General features: G+C 54.8%; 13 protein-coding genes. 8 read left to right on the plus strand and 5 right to left on the minus strand.

Features of this window, described 5'->3' with window-relative positions; translation table 11 throughout:
* The first annotated feature begins 51 nt into the window (after nt 1-51).
* Entirely contained in the window at nt 52-1,020 is a 969-nt protein-coding gene (locus MHH78_RS04675) for a Gfo/Idh/MocA family protein (RefSeq protein ID WP_076159248.1), read from the plus strand.
* 27 nt (nt 1,021-1,047) lie between these two features.
* Here MHH78_RS04675 and MHH78_RS04680 read toward each other — a convergent pair whose 3' ends face one another.
* Nucleotides 1,048-1,728, minus strand: a complete 681-nt coding sequence (locus tag MHH78_RS04680; protein ID WP_341170278.1) for a CidB/LrgB family autolysis modulator — start codon at nt 1,726-1,728, stop codon at nt 1,048-1,050.
* Nucleotides 1,728-2,099: a CidA/LrgA family protein gene (locus tag MHH78_RS04685; protein ID WP_036728241.1), complete on the minus strand. Its 372-nt coding sequence runs from the start codon at nt 2,097-2,099 to the stop codon at nt 1,728-1,730. Before MHH78_RS04685 ends, MHH78_RS04680 begins: the two co-directional genes overlap by 1 nt.
* Before the next feature lie 112 nt (nt 2,100-2,211).
* Between MHH78_RS04685 and cidR the strand changes: the two genes are divergently transcribed.
* From cidR to MHH78_RS04720, 7 genes are all read left to right on the plus strand, one after another.
* Nucleotides 2,212-3,129 (plus strand): cidABC operon transcriptional activator CidR, encoded by a 918-nt coding sequence (cidR, locus tag MHH78_RS04690; protein WP_341166740.1) that lies wholly within the window; start codon nt 2,212-2,214, stop codon nt 3,127-3,129.
* Between the two features lie 114 nt (nt 3,130-3,243).
* Complete coding sequence (locus MHH78_RS04695; RefSeq protein ID WP_076080942.1) at nt 3,244-3,528, plus strand: aspartyl-phosphate phosphatase Spo0E family protein; 285 nt, start codon at nt 3,244-3,246, stop codon at nt 3,526-3,528.
* A 143-nt stretch (nt 3,529-3,671) separates the two neighbouring features.
* A complete protein-coding gene (locus MHH78_RS04700; RefSeq protein ID WP_341166741.1) occupies nt 3,672-5,078 on the plus strand; it encodes a DNA-binding protein in 1,407 nt (468 codons plus the stop codon).
* A 403-nt stretch (nt 5,079-5,481) separates the two neighbouring features.
* Nucleotides 5,482-5,868, plus strand: a complete 387-nt coding sequence (locus MHH78_RS04705; protein ID WP_341166742.1) for a MarR family winged helix-turn-helix transcriptional regulator — start codon at nt 5,482-5,484, stop codon at nt 5,866-5,868.
* Nucleotides 5,861-7,621, plus strand: a complete 1,761-nt coding sequence (locus tag MHH78_RS04710; RefSeq protein ID WP_341166743.1) for an ABC transporter ATP-binding protein — start codon at nt 5,861-5,863, stop codon at nt 7,619-7,621. The genes MHH78_RS04705 and MHH78_RS04710 overlap by 8 nt, the downstream gene beginning before the upstream one ends.
* Complete coding sequence (locus MHH78_RS04715; protein WP_341166744.1) at nt 7,618-9,516, plus strand: ABC transporter ATP-binding protein; 1,899 nt, start codon at nt 7,618-7,620, stop codon at nt 9,514-9,516. Before MHH78_RS04710 ends, MHH78_RS04715 begins: the two co-directional genes overlap by 4 nt.
* A gap of 491 nt (nt 9,517-10,007) precedes the next feature.
* On the plus strand, nt 10,008-12,236 hold the full coding sequence (locus MHH78_RS04720; RefSeq protein WP_341166745.1) for an MMPL family transporter: 2,229 nt from the start codon (nt 10,008-10,010) through the stop codon (nt 12,234-12,236).
* A gap of 152 nt (nt 12,237-12,388) precedes the next feature.
* Here MHH78_RS04720 and MHH78_RS04725 read toward each other — a convergent pair whose 3' ends face one another.
* The 3 genes from MHH78_RS04725 to MHH78_RS04735 all read right to left on the minus strand — a co-directional run bounded on the left by MHH78_RS04725 (nt 12,389) and on the right by MHH78_RS04735 (nt 15,205).
* A complete protein-coding gene (locus MHH78_RS04725; protein WP_341166746.1) occupies nt 12,389-12,709 on the minus strand; it encodes an antibiotic biosynthesis monooxygenase in 321 nt (106 codons plus the stop codon).
* A 39-nt stretch (nt 12,710-12,748) separates the two neighbouring features.
* Entirely contained in the window at nt 12,749-13,468 is a 720-nt protein-coding gene (locus MHH78_RS04730; protein WP_341166747.1) for a 3-ketoacyl-ACP reductase, read from the minus strand.
* 183 nt (nt 13,469-13,651) lie between these two features.
* Nucleotides 13,652-15,205 (minus strand): FAD-dependent oxidoreductase, encoded by a 1,554-nt coding sequence (locus MHH78_RS04735; protein ID WP_341166748.1) that lies wholly within the window; start codon nt 15,203-15,205, stop codon nt 13,652-13,654.
* Nucleotides 15,206-15,254: the final 49 nt, after the last annotated feature.

A 15,254-nucleotide genomic window follows, 5' to 3' on the forward strand; every position in this document is an offset into this window, starting at 1 on the left:
GAGTATAATCTACTGAAAAGGCATTCACCAGACAACTCAGGAGGTAATGACATGACGCTTAATATCGGACTTGTTGGAACAGGCTGGTTCTCCAAGGTACATGCGGATTTGCTGGCGGGCATGGAGGATGTGTCGCTGAAGGCGGTCTGCGGCAGCAGCAAGCTTAAGGGAGAAGAGATGGCCCGCCCTTACGGGGCCGAAGGCTACGGGGAGATTACCGAGATGCTGGACAGCCACAAGCTGGATGCCGTCTACATCTGCGTGCCGCCACAGTCGCACGGGGCGATTGAGCGGGCGCTGATCCGCAGGGATATCCCCTTTTTCATCGAGAAGCCGCTAGGCTCAAGTACAGCCATTCCGGCCAGTCTGCTGGAGGATATCAAGCAGCATCAGCTGCTGACCTCGGTAGGCTATCATTTCCGCTATCAGGAGAATATCCAGCGGCTGAAGCAGACGCTTGCCGGAGACAAGGTAGGGATGATTACCGGAGAATGGATGGGCGGAATGCCCGGCGTGGCGTGGTGGCGCAATCAGGAGCAGTCCGGCGGGCAATTCACGGAGCAGACGACGCATATTGTTGACTTGCTGCGTTATCTGGCCGGTGAGGTGACAGAGGTCTACGGCATGTTCGGCAACCGGATTATGCATGAGAAGCATGAAGGGGTGACCGTAGCCGATGTAGGCACCGTATCGCTGAAGCTTGCAAGCGGCATTATCGCCAGCATCTCCAATACCTGTGTGCTGCCAGGAGAGGTGAACAAGGCTGGAATCAGCTTCTATAATGACAACGGCATGCTTGACTGGAACCCGGAGCGTCTGCTTGAAGTCCGCAGCGGGGACAGCAAGGAATACAAGAATACGGGCAACCCTTACGCGGTAGAGAGCGAGGCCTTCCTGTACGCTGTCCGCACCGGAGACCGCTCCCGTATTCTCAGCGATTACGAGGACGGGTACAAGACGCTGAAGGTAACCTGCGCCGCGTATGAATCCGCCCAGAGCGGATTGCCGGTGAAGCTGTAGGACTCTGTCCTAGGGTCAGGGAGCTGCTTAATGAATGAACACTGCGATCAGTGCGGGTGCCAGCCCAATGGAGAACAGCGCCGCCAGAATCATCGAGATACTGGAGATGGTGCCGGTCAGCGAGCTAAGCTCGAAGGCCTTGGAGGTGCCGGTGCCATGCGCTGCAGTGCCCAGCGAGACCCCGCGTGCCACTTCATTCTCAATGTGGAAGAGGCGCAGCACCGAAGGACCCATCATCGTTCCAAGCACACCCGTGAGAATGACGAAGACTGCGGTGATGCTGGGAACTCCGCCGATGCTCTGTGAGATGCTCATGGCAATCGGCGTAGTTACCGAACGGGGGACCAGGCTGGTGGCGAGATCTCCGCTCAGGTGCATTAATTTGGCCAGCAGCATGGACGACAGTACAGCCGTTACCGTTCCTGACAGCACGCCTGCCGCAATTTCGGCGGCGTGTTTTTTGAGTAGCTTGAAGTTCTTGTGCAGCGGAATCGCAAAGGCGATTGTCGCCGGCTGAAGCAGGTCTGACAGCCATTTGCCGCCTGCATTGTAGGATTCATAAGAGCTGCCTGTGATCAGCAGGAAGCCGATGATTACCAGCGGGGTGATGATCAGCGGAGAGGCGTACATTTTGCCGCTGGCCGCATAGATCCGTTTGGTTATAAGATATACCGCAATGGTAAGTCCAAGGAATAAAAGTCCGGTCATCATGAGCTTCTACGCTCCTTTACTTTATAGATCATCCCTGTCAGCAGACCCGAGCTGGCCATGACAGCAAAGGTGCCCACGAGCACAACAGCCAGTACCTGCAGGCCGAAGGATTCCAGCAGCTTCGAGTAGTTCATGACCCCGATAGCCGATGGAATGAAGAACAGCAGCAGCTCAGCCAGCAGCCAAGAAGCTCCTGCCTCCACCCAGTTCAGCCGGATCACGCCGGATTCGAGCAGCAGGAATAATAGAATCATCCCGATAATGCTTCCGGGAAGCGGAATATGCAGTAGTGAGGTTAATCCGTTAACGAGCAGGGAGAACACGGTTAGTCCGGCCACCTGCAATAAGCCTAAGGCAATCTTTTTCATCATGATTACCTCCTTTCATCTCTTACTGAAATTTTACATCTAATTCTTTCATAGGTACAATGAATGGATTGAATAGCTCGCATTCTAATTGTCTATGCATGGAGGTTACCTAATGGATATCAGACAGCTGGAGTATTTCGTGCAGGCCGCCAGGCTGAACAGCTTCTCCAGAGCCGCAGAATCGCTGTATATCACCCAGCCGACCATCAGTAAGATGGTCCGCAATCTGGAGATGGAGCTGGGGGCCGACCTGTTCTACCGCGAGGGCCGGAGCATCCGTCTGACGGATGCGGGAGAGCTGCTGCTCGTCAAGGCGCAGAACATTGTAGAGTCCTTTGCCAGCCTCTCCTCCGAGCTGGACAGCCTGCGCAATCTGAAGCAGGGGCATATCCGTATCGGACTTCCGCCTATGGTTGGAGCCAGCTTCTTCCCGGCGGTCATCGGGGAATTCCACCGGAAGTATCCAGAGGTGACGATCCGGCTGCATGAGGACGGGGCGAAGAAAGTGGAGGATGACGTAGAGTCCGGCCTGCTCGATATCGGGGCGATTGTACTGCCGGTGGACCCGGCCAGATTCCACTGCTTCACCTTTGTGGAGGAGAAGCTGGAATTGCTGGTTCCCGCAGGCCACCGTCTGGACGGAGAGCAGCAGGTGCCGCTGAGAGAGCTGGCCGGGGAGGAGTTCGTCCTGTTCCGGGAGGACTTCGCCCTCCATGACCGGATTATCTCGGAATGTGTCAAAGCTGGCTTTCAGCCCAAGGTGGTCTATGAAAGCTCCCAGTGGGATCTGATCAGCCGGATGGTCGCCGCCGGAATGGGCATTGCGCTGCTGCCGGAGACCATCTGCCGGGATATTGACCGTTCGCGGATTGCGGTGATTCCCCTGACCGAGCCGGTGATTCCCTGGCAGCTGGGCATGATCTGGCGCAAGGACCGCTATCTGTCCTTTGCCGCCAGGGAGTGGATTGCTTTTGCGATGAATGTACTAGGAGAGCGGTATTCGCGGCCGGAGCCTCCGGAGGATATATAAATAACAGAGCTTATTTATACTTCCGCCGACATTTTTTTCTTTTTTTTCAAATTTTGTTTTTTGGCATCATGATTTATGATAAGGGAGAAGTTGATAGAGAGAAGGTGAGTAACCGTGAACCTTTACCAGAATTCTCCTGATGTTAGCGGCCGGGATTACAGAGAAGATGAGCTGTTCCTTACTATAGAGAATTTAAGAAGCGAGCTGCTGGAGGTGGCCCGGGAACGGAGTCTGAGCGACCATACAGTGCTGGAGCTTAGCCAGCGGCTGGACGGATATATTGTGATGGCCCAGAACCTGATGATGGAGAGCCTGCGCAGCCGCAAGAATGGAGCCGCGCCCTACGGCAAGAATAAGAAGAGCCAGCGGATCAGGAATCAGGCGGCTCTGCAGCAATAATCTATAATACACCCAAGCATCTGACGGTGTTTGTTAATCATGGTCCTACTAATGTGGGGCCATTTTGTTGTGCTTTTCATAGTGTTGTCCTATAATGGCAATTAATAGAAGGATAACCTGAATGATGGATAGGGAGGTGCCGGGTGGAGGCGAAGCTGACTACTTTACGTACGGAAATCGAGAAGAATCTGTCCCGCTCGGGCCATAATCTTGCCTCATTTGCCAAAGTCTCCGGCCTGAACCGCGGCAGTCTCAGCGCCATTCTTCACGGCAATCCGCCGAAGCCCATCTCGCTGGGACAGCTCGATGCCGTGATCCGGGCCTTCGGCTTCCCGGAAGGCTGGCTGTATCCGCTGTATGTGGATGAGTGCTTCAGTGAAGAGCGGATCTCCCGCCGCCGTATCGAGCCCTTCCTGGTTAAATGTGCCGAGATGGGCAAGCAGCAATGCATTGAAGAGGTCTTAAGGCGGATTATGGAATATCAGCGGCCGCTGGATATCATCTACAGGGTGGCAGAGAGGCTATTCTGCAGCGGCAAAGTACAGGAGTCCATCGTATTCTACAAGCTGATTGTAGACCATGAACAAGACAGCTATTCCGAGCGTATGGCGATTAGCCAGTACCGTATCTTCATGTCTTTGCAATCCACTCCGGATGTGGATATGGAGCAGAAGCTGCGCGCCGTAATCAGCTTCGAGCCGTATCGTGGGCTGCTTCCCGAGGAGATGCAGCTGGACGGGCTGCTGAAGCTGGCGAAGGTATGCTTCGCGCTGCACCGCTGGAAGGATGTGGAGAAATTCGCTGATGAGCTGAGGGCATTAGCAAGCGGAATCTACCGCGAGGAGCTGCGCCGCAGCAAGGGGAAGAGGGCAGAGGCCTTTCAGGCAGAACGTCCGCTGGTGGTCTATTACGGGCACGGTTATCTGCTGAAGGCCTCGGCGCTTACCAAGCAGGGGGAGTATCAGCAGGCCAAGAAATATACCGCCGGCTATGCGGACCTGGGATGGTTCGAGATGCTGGATGACGAGGGGCGCAGCAGTGTGGACAGCTTCAAGCTGTTTGCCACGGCCAACGGGTTCACGCTGGAGATTCTGATGGGCAATATCTCTGTATTGCCGTCCTATATCGCTTTTTTGTCCGAGCATCCCGGTGAGATTCTGTCCGGCATGGTGATTATTATGGAGTCGGCCAACCGCTTCGGTTTCTCCGCTGATACGGTGATGTCGCGCTTTTCCCGGGAGATGCTGCGCTTTGAACAATTCCAGGATACGATCAATGTAGACCGGGTGTACCGTCTCTATTATCAGATTGCGATCTACCATATCTCCCGCCAGCAATATGCCAAGGGAATCGACTATATCATTCATTGTCTGCGTCTGACCATTAGGCTGAACAGCGGCAAGGACTTTATTAATTGTGTAACCTTATTTGAACTGAACAGAGACTATGCCTCCGATACCCAGCAGAATGCTTACCGGGAGCTGATCAGGGAGGTGAGAGCGCATGAAGAGATCACTGTTGATGACGGCCAGCGTTTTGGTATTGTTTAGCTTCATTCTTGCGGGTACAGGAACAGAACAGAAGTCCAAGGTAAGAGGCTTTACCGCTGTTGAACACGGAGTGGAATTCTAGAGCAGATTAGAGCAGTTAATTGTATAGCTAAGAGAGACTCCCCGGCCCTCTGTGTCGCGGGAGCGTTTGCGCGTGGTAATGTGAAATAAATTACATAACAAGAGCGTAATCAGGAATTGACAAATTGCAGGCACGAAAATATAATTAGGTAGCCTAATTAATATAGGGTTTAATTATTTGTAGACCTAACTAAAATGGGGTGGAAGCATTGGGATAAATCGCGAAGGTGAAAACACAGTCGGACACAAGCTTTTCTCTGCACTTCGGAAGCTGCGCAAAGGGCATTGGCATCACTCAGTGGAGGGGCATAAGCCAAGTGAGATGACTTTATTGATATGTATTGCACGGGCTTCGCATGCTTCAGATCAGGGACTTAAGGTGTCGGAGATCAGCCGCTTCCTGGGACTGACTCCGCCAACAGTAACCCAGCTGATTAACAGTCTTGAAGCCAAGCAGATGGTAGAACGGCAGGCTGATCCGTCTGACCGGAGGGTAGTGCGCATCAAGTTGACCGAACAGGGGAAAATTATTACCCGCAGAGCCAGGGACCATATGGACGCCACACTTAACAGGATGGTGGAGTATTTAGGTGAGGAAGAATCTGATCAACTGGCGGAACTGCTGCTGAAAGTCTATGCCTTTATGGAGGATAATCCTCCGCCTAATCTAGACCGGTTACAAATGAACGGAGATGAGAAGCATGATTAAATTAATGAAACAACTGAAGCCCTTTCGCTGGGCCATTGCGGCTGTACTGATTCTTGTATTTCTGCAGTCCATGGGGGATTTGTATCTTCCGACCCTGATGAGTGACATTATCGACAAGGGGATTGTGGACGGCGACCAGCCTTATATCTGGAGAATCGGCGGCTTCATGCTGCTGGTGGCGGCTGGCGGTGTGCTATGCTCTATTATTGCCAGCTATCTGTCAGCCAGAGTGGCGGCAGGCTTCGGGAAGAATACCCGTTCCCGGGTGTTCAATCATGTGGAGAATTTTACGCTCCATGAATTCGATAAGCTGGGTACGGCCTCATTGATTACACGTACCACTAATGATATTACACAGGTTCAGACCGTTCTGACTATGATGCTCCGCATGATGGTTGGTGCTCCGATGATGATGATCGGCGGGATTATTATGGCGGTGTCGGAGGACGCCAAGCTCTCGCTGATCTTTGTAGTGGTGATTCCGCTGCTGGTCGGAGCGATCCTCTTCATTGGAATGAAGGGCCTTCCGCTGTTCAAGGCCATTCAGATCAAGCTGGACAAATTAAATCTGGTGCTGCGCGAGCATCTGACCGGTATCCGCGTCATCCGCTCCTTCAACCGGATTGAGCATGAGAACAGACGGTTCAGTGCGGCGAACCGCGACCTTACCGACACGGCGATTAAAGTCAACAAGGTGATGGCGGGACTCATGCCGCTGATGATGATCGTCATGAACTTCTCGATGATTGCCATTCTGTATTACGGCGGAATCCGCATTGGCGACGGGGATCTGAAGGTTGGCTCCCTGATGGCCTTCATTCAGTATGCAATGCAGATTATGTTCTCGCTGATCATGGTGTCGATGATGTTCGTGCTGATTCCAAGAGCTTCTGCCTCAGCGCTGCGCATTAATGAAGTGCTGGATATGCAGCCAGAGATTAAGGACCCTACCTCTGCAGAACTGAAGACTACGGCTACAGCTACACAGGAGGACGGCCGTGACGGATTGCGCGGGTATGTGGAGTTCGACAATGTATCCTTCGCTTATCCGGGTGCAGAGCAGGCAGCCTTGTCGGGAATTACCTTCAGTGCGCGCCCCGGTGAGATTACCGCCATTATCGGCGGAACCGGGTCAGGCAAGTCCACGCTGCTGAACATGATTCCGAGATTCTATGATGCCATAGAAGGTACGGTAAGTGTGGACGGTGTGGATGTGCGCCAGATGACGCAGGAGGAATTGCGGAGCAAGATTGGTTATATTCCGCAAAAAGCCGTGCTGTTCACCGGTACCATCAACGAGAATATCCGTTACGGCAAAGAGGATGCTACCGAGGAGGAGATTCTTCATGCCGCCAAGGTGGCACAGGCCTATGACTTTGTCACAGCGATGAAGGAAGGCTTCGATTCAAGCATCTCCCAGGGGGGCGGTAACGTCTCCGGCGGCCAGAAGCAGCGTCTGTCGATAGCCCGTGCCCTCGTCCGCAAGCCGGAGGTATATCTGTTCGATGACAGCTTCTCCGCGCTGGACTTCAAGACCGATGCCAAGCTGCGTGCCGCGCTCAAGGAGGAGACTACGGAATCTACTGTCCTTATCGTCGCACAGCGGGTAAGCACGGTAATGGATGCAGACCGGATTATCGTACTGGATGAAGGTCAAATTGTCGGTATGGGCACGCACCGCGAGCTGCTGGACAACAATGAGGTGTACCGCGAGATCGTATCCTCGCAGCTGTCAGAGGAGGAAATAGCATGAGTGAGCAGAACAAAGCAATGAAGCCGCCCGCCCGCAGACACGGCGGATTCGGTCCCGGCCCGGGCGGACCCGGCATGGGTATGCCTCCCGAGAAGGCGAAGGATTTCAAGGGCACCCTGCGCCGCCTGATCCGGTATTTGCGCCCGCGCCAGGTACAGCTGATTATCGTATTCGTAATGGCGATTGCCAGTACCGTATTCAGTATTTTCAGCCCTAAGGTGATGGGTAAGGCAACGACCAAGCTGTTCGAAGGCGCTTATGGCAAGATGATGGGCGTGCCTGGGGCGGCGATTGATTTTGGCTATGTGAATGATATTCTGATCCTGCTGGCAGGCCTGTATCTGTTCAGCGCGCTGTTCAGTTATATCCAGCAGTATGTCATGGCCGGTGTGGCGCAGAAGGTCGTATACGACATGCGCGAGCAGATCAACAGCAAGCTGGAGCGGCTGCCGCTGAAATATTTCGATTCCCGGACCCACGGGGAGATTCTTAGCCGGGCGACCAATGATGTGGACAACATCAGTACCACCCTGCAGCAGAGCTTGACCCAGCTGATCACCTCCATTGTGACGATTGTCGGGGTTATTGTGATGATGCTGACGATCAGCCCGTGGCTGACCCTGATTACGATCGTTACGCTGCCGCTGAGCTTCGTAGTGATTATGCTGATCACCAAGCGCTCCCAGACCTATTTCGTCGGACAGCAGAAATCGCTGGGCCAGCTGAATGGTCATGTGGAGGAGATGTATACCGGGCACCGGATCATCAAGGCTTTTGGACGGGAGAAGAATTCCCTGAAGGACTTCAATGCCATCAATGAGGATCTGTATAACTCCGGCTGGCGCTCCCAGTTCATCTCCGGGATTATTATGCCGCTGATGATGTTCATCGGGAACCTGGGGTATGTGCTGGTCTGTGTGGTCGGCGGGATCTTCGTGACCAAAAAAGCGATCGACGTCGGTGACATCCAGGCATTTATCCAGTATTCGCGCCAGTTCACCATGCCGATTACGCAGACTGCCAATATTGCCAACATCATTCAGTCTACCATCGCTTCGGCAGAACGTGTATTTGAACTGCTGGATGAGGAAGAGGAAATCCCTGAAGTGGCTGCTACACTGGCGAAACGTTCAGCAGCTGCAGAAGAGGGCTCTGTGGAATTCCGTCACGTGCAGTTCGGCTACAAGCCGGGTGAACTCCTGATTGAAGACATGAACATCGAGGTCAGTCCGGGACAGACCATTGCCATTGTAGGGCCAACCGGAGCCGGCAAAACCACGCTGATCAACCTGCTCATGCGCTTCTATGAGATCAGCGGCGGGGAGATTGTGATCGACGGTGTGAACATCACCGATATGAAGCGCAGCGAGCTGCGCAGCAAATTCGGTATGGTGCTTCAGGATACCTGGCTGTTCAACGGGACCATCCGCGATAATATCGCTTACGGCCGGGAAGGGGCTTCGGAGGCTGATGTGGTGCGGGCAGCCAAGGCTGCGCATGCCGATCACTTCATCCGTACGCTGCCGCTCGGGTATGACACGATTCTGAATGAAGAGGCCTCGAACATCTCCCAGGGTCAAAAGCAGCTGCTTACCATCGCCCGGGCGATTCTGGCCGATCCGTCCATCCTTATTCTGGATGAAGCAACCAGCAGCGTGGATACGCGGACAGAGGTGCAGATCCAGAAGGCGATGAACACGCTGATGCACGGCAGAACCAGCTTCGTGATCGCTCACCGCCTGTCCACCATCAAGGATGCCGATCTGATCCTGGTGATGAACCAGGGTAGCGTCATTGAGAAGGGCACCCATGTGGAACTGCTGGAAGCGGGCGGCTTCTATGCCGATCTCTATAACAGCCAGTTCTCCGGTGATGACCTGCCGGACGCAGGCTGATCTCTGATCTGAATGGAATAGTTACCTGAATATAACCGGCTGTAGGTCACAGCCAGGCATCACCTAGCGTTCATGCAGAGCGTCTTCGGACATTCTCTGTTATGAACGCTTTTTTTGCAACTCACACATCAACTCACCACTTACCTATGCCACTACTCGACTCCACCAACCTAGCCTTTCCTGCATTTTATACAGCATTCCTCGAATTATCAGCTTATCTGTGAGCGGAAGTTGCAATTCCTGCAACATTTCTGTCTGCGGATTCAAAAGCAGGTCTAAATCGAATTCTCCAGATAATACTAGAGAGAGTATCTACGATCACCCGTTATTAGCGGCATTGAGTCAGCTGTTTCCGGGCAGCAGCGGCAGTGATCACTCTAGTTTTTCAACATTTCAGAAAAAAGATTTGCTTAAAATTTTCGGGGTATATATGATAAGGATATCAAAATGACCCGCGGCTCATTTTTTTGGGCGGACGGATAGGAGAGAGGATGAAAGGTATGTCGGGCTACGGAAAATGGGTAGCAGGGAGCAAGACCAAATGGATCACTCTGCTGGTGTGGGTTGCACTGGTCGGGGTGCTTACGATGCTATGGCCATCAGTGAATTCACAGGTTGCTAACAATGCCTCCAATCTGCCGGAGGATTCACAATCGGTGCGGGCATCGGTCGTTGCTGAGAGAGAATTTCCGGCCGGAAGCGGAGTGCCGGCACTGCTCGTATGGCATCGTGACGGAGGAATCGCGGAGGAGGATCTCGTACATATAACAGCAGTATACAGCAAGCTGGAGCAGCAGCCTCTTATGCATCAGAACTTCGTTCCGCCGCTGGGCAAGCTGCCGCCGCAGGCGCTGCAGGCGTCCTTGTCGGAGGACCGGAGCACGCTGGTCACCCCGGTGCTGTTTGACAAGACGGCGGACAGCGACCAGCTCGGAGAGTCGCTGAAGAGCCTGAAGGAGCTGGTCCGGACGGAGACGGGGACTGACCCGTCTGCCGCCAAGCCGGACAGCGGAGACTTGAGCCTGCGCGTATCCGGCCCGGTTGGAATCTCAGTAGATGCTACAGGGCTGTTCAAGAATGCCGATGTGTCGCTGCTGATTGCCACCGTCATTCTGGTGCTGGTCTTCCTGCTGCTGATCTACCGTTCGCCGATTCTGGCGCTGATTCCGCTGGTCGCTGTAGGCTTCGCTTATGGCGTAACCAGCCCGGTGCTTGGCCTGATGGCCAGGGAAGGCTGGATTACGGTGGATTCGCAGGCAGTCTCGATAATGACGGTGCTGCTCTTCGGGGCAGGGACAGACTATTGCCTGTTCCTGATCTCGCGCTTCCGTCAGATGCTGAAGGTGGAGGAGAGTAAGGGGCGCGCACTGCTGAGCGCCATTTCCCACTCCTCCGGGGCGATTGCGATGAGCGGCTTCACCGTGGTGCTGGCCCTCTTCGCTCTGCTGCTGGCCAAATATGGCGCGTACCACCGGTTTGCAGTGCCGTTCAGCGTGTCCATTCTGATTATGGGAGTAGCCAGTCTGACCCTGGTTCCGGCCTTGCTGGCGATCTTCGGGCGGACCTCTTTCTTCCCGTTCGTGCCTCGCACGCCGCAGATGGAAGCAGAGCGGGCCAAGGCCAAGGGCAGACCGGTGCCGCAGCCGCAGCCTGCCCGCCGTAAGGGAATCGGGTACCTGGTGGTATCCCGCCCGTGGGCCATTGTCGGAATTACCGTAGTACTTCTGGGAGTGCTGGCCTCATTCTCCAGCGGAATTAAGTTCACCTATGATATTCTGTCGTCGTTCCCGAAGACGATGGAATCAAGAGAGGGCTTCGACCTGATTGGCAAGCAATTCTCCCCCGGTGAGCTGGCGCCCGCCAAGCTGATGGTTGATACGGAAGGGTTATCCGGCGGAGAAGACCTGAAATCGGTGCTGAGCAGCCTGTCCTACGTGGATGTGGTCTCAGACCCGCAGCAGGGGGCCGTCAACCCGAAGATTACCGCCTATGATATCGAGTTCAAGGACAATCCGTATTCGATTGAGGCAATGGACCATATCCCTGCACTTCAGGCTACGGTTGAGTCGGCTCTGACGGAATCCGGGATTGAGAACGCACAGGATAAGGTATGGATCAGCGGCCAGACTGCTACCCAGCACGATACCAAGGAGCTTGGAGAACGGGATACTGATCTGATCATCCCGGTTGTTATCGGCCTGATTACGGTGCTGCTGCTGGTCTATCTCAGATCTGTCGTAGCCACAGTATATCTGGTGGGGACAGTAATTCTATCGTTCTTCTCGGCACTGGGCCTGGGCTGGATCATCATTCATTATGTGCTCGGAGCAGATGCGATTCAAGGGTCCATTCCGCTATATTCCTTCGTCTTCCTGGTAGCGCTAGGGGAGGATTACAACATCTTCATGATCTCGAATATCTGGAAAAAGCGTAAGCATATGCCGCTGAAGCAGGCGATTGCAGAAGGTGTAAATGAGACCGGCTCGGTCATTACCTCCGCCGGACTTATCCTGGCCGGTACGTTCGCCGTGCTGGCAAGTCTTCCGATTCAGGTGCTGGTCCAGTTCGGCATCATCACTGCGATCGGTGTCCTGCTGGATACCTTTGTGGTCCGTCCCTTCCTGGTACCGGCTATCACTGTTCTCTTCGGCCGTCTGGCCTTCTGGCCCGGCAAGCATCAGGAGATTAGCGAAGCCTCTGCTTCGGATACACAGCGGTAAGAAGTAGTTAGTTCTACAATTTTCTGAAAAAACAACAAAGAAATCGCCCTTTCGGGAAAATGGAAGATCCATCAACCATCCCGAAAGGAGCGATTTTTTTGCTTTTGCCAGCGAATCTCTATTAAAGGGAGAAGCCCTTCTTTTGATCGGAGCTATTCAGCCTGGACATCCGGAGTACGGCTGTGCAGCAGCTCGTACTTGTCGAGCGAGGAGCCGACAATGGCTTCGTTCCGGCCGGCACCGCGGTGCGAGTCCCGGAAGGCGGGGCTTGAGGTCCAGCCGTTCAGCGCTTCCTCATTCTCCCAGACGGTGCTGATCTTCAGCTCCTCCACGCCTTCCTTGGGAGCGCCGCGCCACACCTCCATGCGGATGAAGCCAGGGATGCTCTGCACCCCGTTATCTGCGCTGAACCGTGAGGCCAGCGCTTCACCATGTCCTTCCTTGATCTTAATCGTATTAGTAACTACCAGCATGCCAAGTCCTCCTTGTAGGGCTGTACGTAATGTCAGTCTTTATTGCGGATTTGTGGTCCAGATCCCTGCCGTCTTCAGGAAGACGCGGTCAGGCAGCTTAAGCGCAGCGAGCGTCAGCTCGGCCACATCCTCCGGCTGCATCATCCGGTCCTCGTCCCCGATCTTAAGACCCGCATCGGCAGCAAGGCCTGTATTCACTGTGCTTGGGGTCAGCGCTACGACACGGATATTATGCTTACGCACCTCCATCGCCAGCGACTCCGTCATGCCCATAAGAGCAAACTTGGAAGCACAGTAGGCCGAGCCTGTGGCGAAGCCGCGTTCTCCTGCGGTGGAGGAGATATTGATAATATTGCCGCTCGAACGCTCGATCATCGCAGGCAGTGCCGCGCGGGTCACATAATAGGCCCCGAACAGGTTGATCTGCATATGCCGTTCCCAGTCCGCCGGGTCCATCTCCAGGAACGCGCCGAACTGGGCGATCCCGGCATTGTTAATAAGCGCGTCGAAGGGGCCGAGGTCCTTCTGCAGGGCCACTACCGCCCGCTCCGCTTCTTCACGTACGGCGATATCGGCTACAGCGATACTGACCTTGATGTCGTACACCTCGGTCAGCGCCGCCTTCAGCGCCTCCAGATCCGCCGAGGTTCTGGAGATCAGCCCCAGGTTGGCACCTTCCTTAGCCAGCGCCATAGCGAGCGCCTTGCCGATTCCCTTGCCTGCACCTGTAATGACAATACTGGTTCCTCTCAAATCCATAACCTGTCGTCACGCTCCTTATATATAGAATGATGGGTAATTCTAGAAGATACTGTCTATTATACCTGAGCGGCCGGGCACAATCACGCCGGAGCCGCAGCTCCGGCAGTGCAGACCGCCAGGCCCCCAGGCCCCCGGTACCACTTGTGCCGCTAATGCCCCGCCGCGCCCGGTCATCCCGCTTTAGTCTTCCGGCGTAATTGTCTTAAGAGGCACGGTCGCCGGACCTTCGAGCACATCGCCTTCGTAGGAGAAGCGGGAGCCGTGACACGGGCAATCCCAGGAGCGTTCGGCATTATTCCATTCGCATTCACAGCCCATGTGGGTACAGGTTCTGTCCACAAGATGCAATTGGCCTTCGGGATCGCGGTAGGCACCGACACGTTTGCCGTCATGGAAGACAACAGCCCCCTGATCCGGCTCCAGATCTTTTGTCTTGGTGTGCACAATCTCCACTTTGCCGGCCACCAGCTCCTTGGCGACCGAGAAGTTCTGCACGATGAAGTTCTTGATGGCTGGAACGGCCTTGAAGCGTGAGGGATCATATAGCCCGGTGTACGGGTTGCTGCTTCCCAGAATGCCGTCTGCGATCAGGCGGGCAGCCACGGTTCCGTTCGTCATGCCCCATTTTCCGAAGCCGGTAGCGATATAGATCTCCTCGTCCTCAGCGCGCTTGCCGATATAGGGCACCCGGTCCAGCGTGATCAGGTCCTGGGTGGACCAGCGGAACGGAATACTGCGGATGCCCAGCAGCTCCCCGGCGAACCGCTCCAGATTCTCATAATGGCCGAACGTACAAATGCCTTGACCCGTCTTGTGGTTCTCTCCGCCGGCGATGACCAGCTTCCGGTCTCCCCATTCCACTGCCCGCAGCGAACGGGCCGGTTCACCGGCACTCAGATACATGCCGCCCTCATAATCCGTCTCCGGCTCGAACGCCAGACAGTAGGAGCGTTCGGCATGCAGCCGTGAGAAGTAAAGGGAGCCGCCGTCATAGAAGGGGAAGTGGGAAGCCGACACGGCATGGCGGCAGCGGATCTGGAGCTTCTCTCCCTCGGTATGCAGGGTTATCTGTCCGTCCGTATCGACCTTCTCTCCGATCATCGTATGCTCAAATACGGCGCCGCCCCTGTCCAGAACCGCCTGCAGCAGTCCCTTCAGGTACTTTAGCGGGTGAAAACGGGCCTGATCCGGCATCCGGATGGCCCCGCCCGCGCCCAGCGGCAGGGGGACCTGATCCAGCCACTCTCCGGGCAGTGCCAGCTTGCCGTAAGCCTCGAATTCCTTATTCAGCGCCTTCAGCGTCTTCTCGTCACCTTGATCCGCATACAGGTAGGCCGCTTCCCGCTTCATCCCGCAGGACAGGTCCAGCTCCTCCGCTGTGGCAATCATCCATTCCATGGCCTCGCTGTTCGACTGATAATACATCCGGGCCTGCTCCACGCCGAAATGCTTCAGCAGATCATGATAGATCATGCCGTGCTGGGCGGAGATTTTGGCGCTGGTATAGCCGGTGGCCCCGCCGAGAATCTGTCCGGCTTCAAGCAGTGTGACCTTATATCCGGCCTTGGACAGCAGATAAGCGGTAGTAATCCCGGTAATTCCTGCCCCTACAATAGCTACGTCTGTGACATGATCTTCCGCAAGCACCGGAAAAGACGGCAGACCTGTACTGTCTAGCCATAACGATTCCGGAAATTGCGGAAGACCTTGCGGACGGGGTTCCTGTGTGCTCATAGTCTAGTCCCTCCTAAGTGATGATCCATTTCATTTATTACCACTCTTC

Origin of the sequence: Paenibacillus sp. FSL H3-0333 (genome assembly GCF_038002805.1) — a bacterium.
Classification (GTDB): domain Bacteria; phylum Bacillota; class Bacilli; order Paenibacillales; family Paenibacillaceae; genus Paenibacillus_AQ; species Paenibacillus_AQ silagei.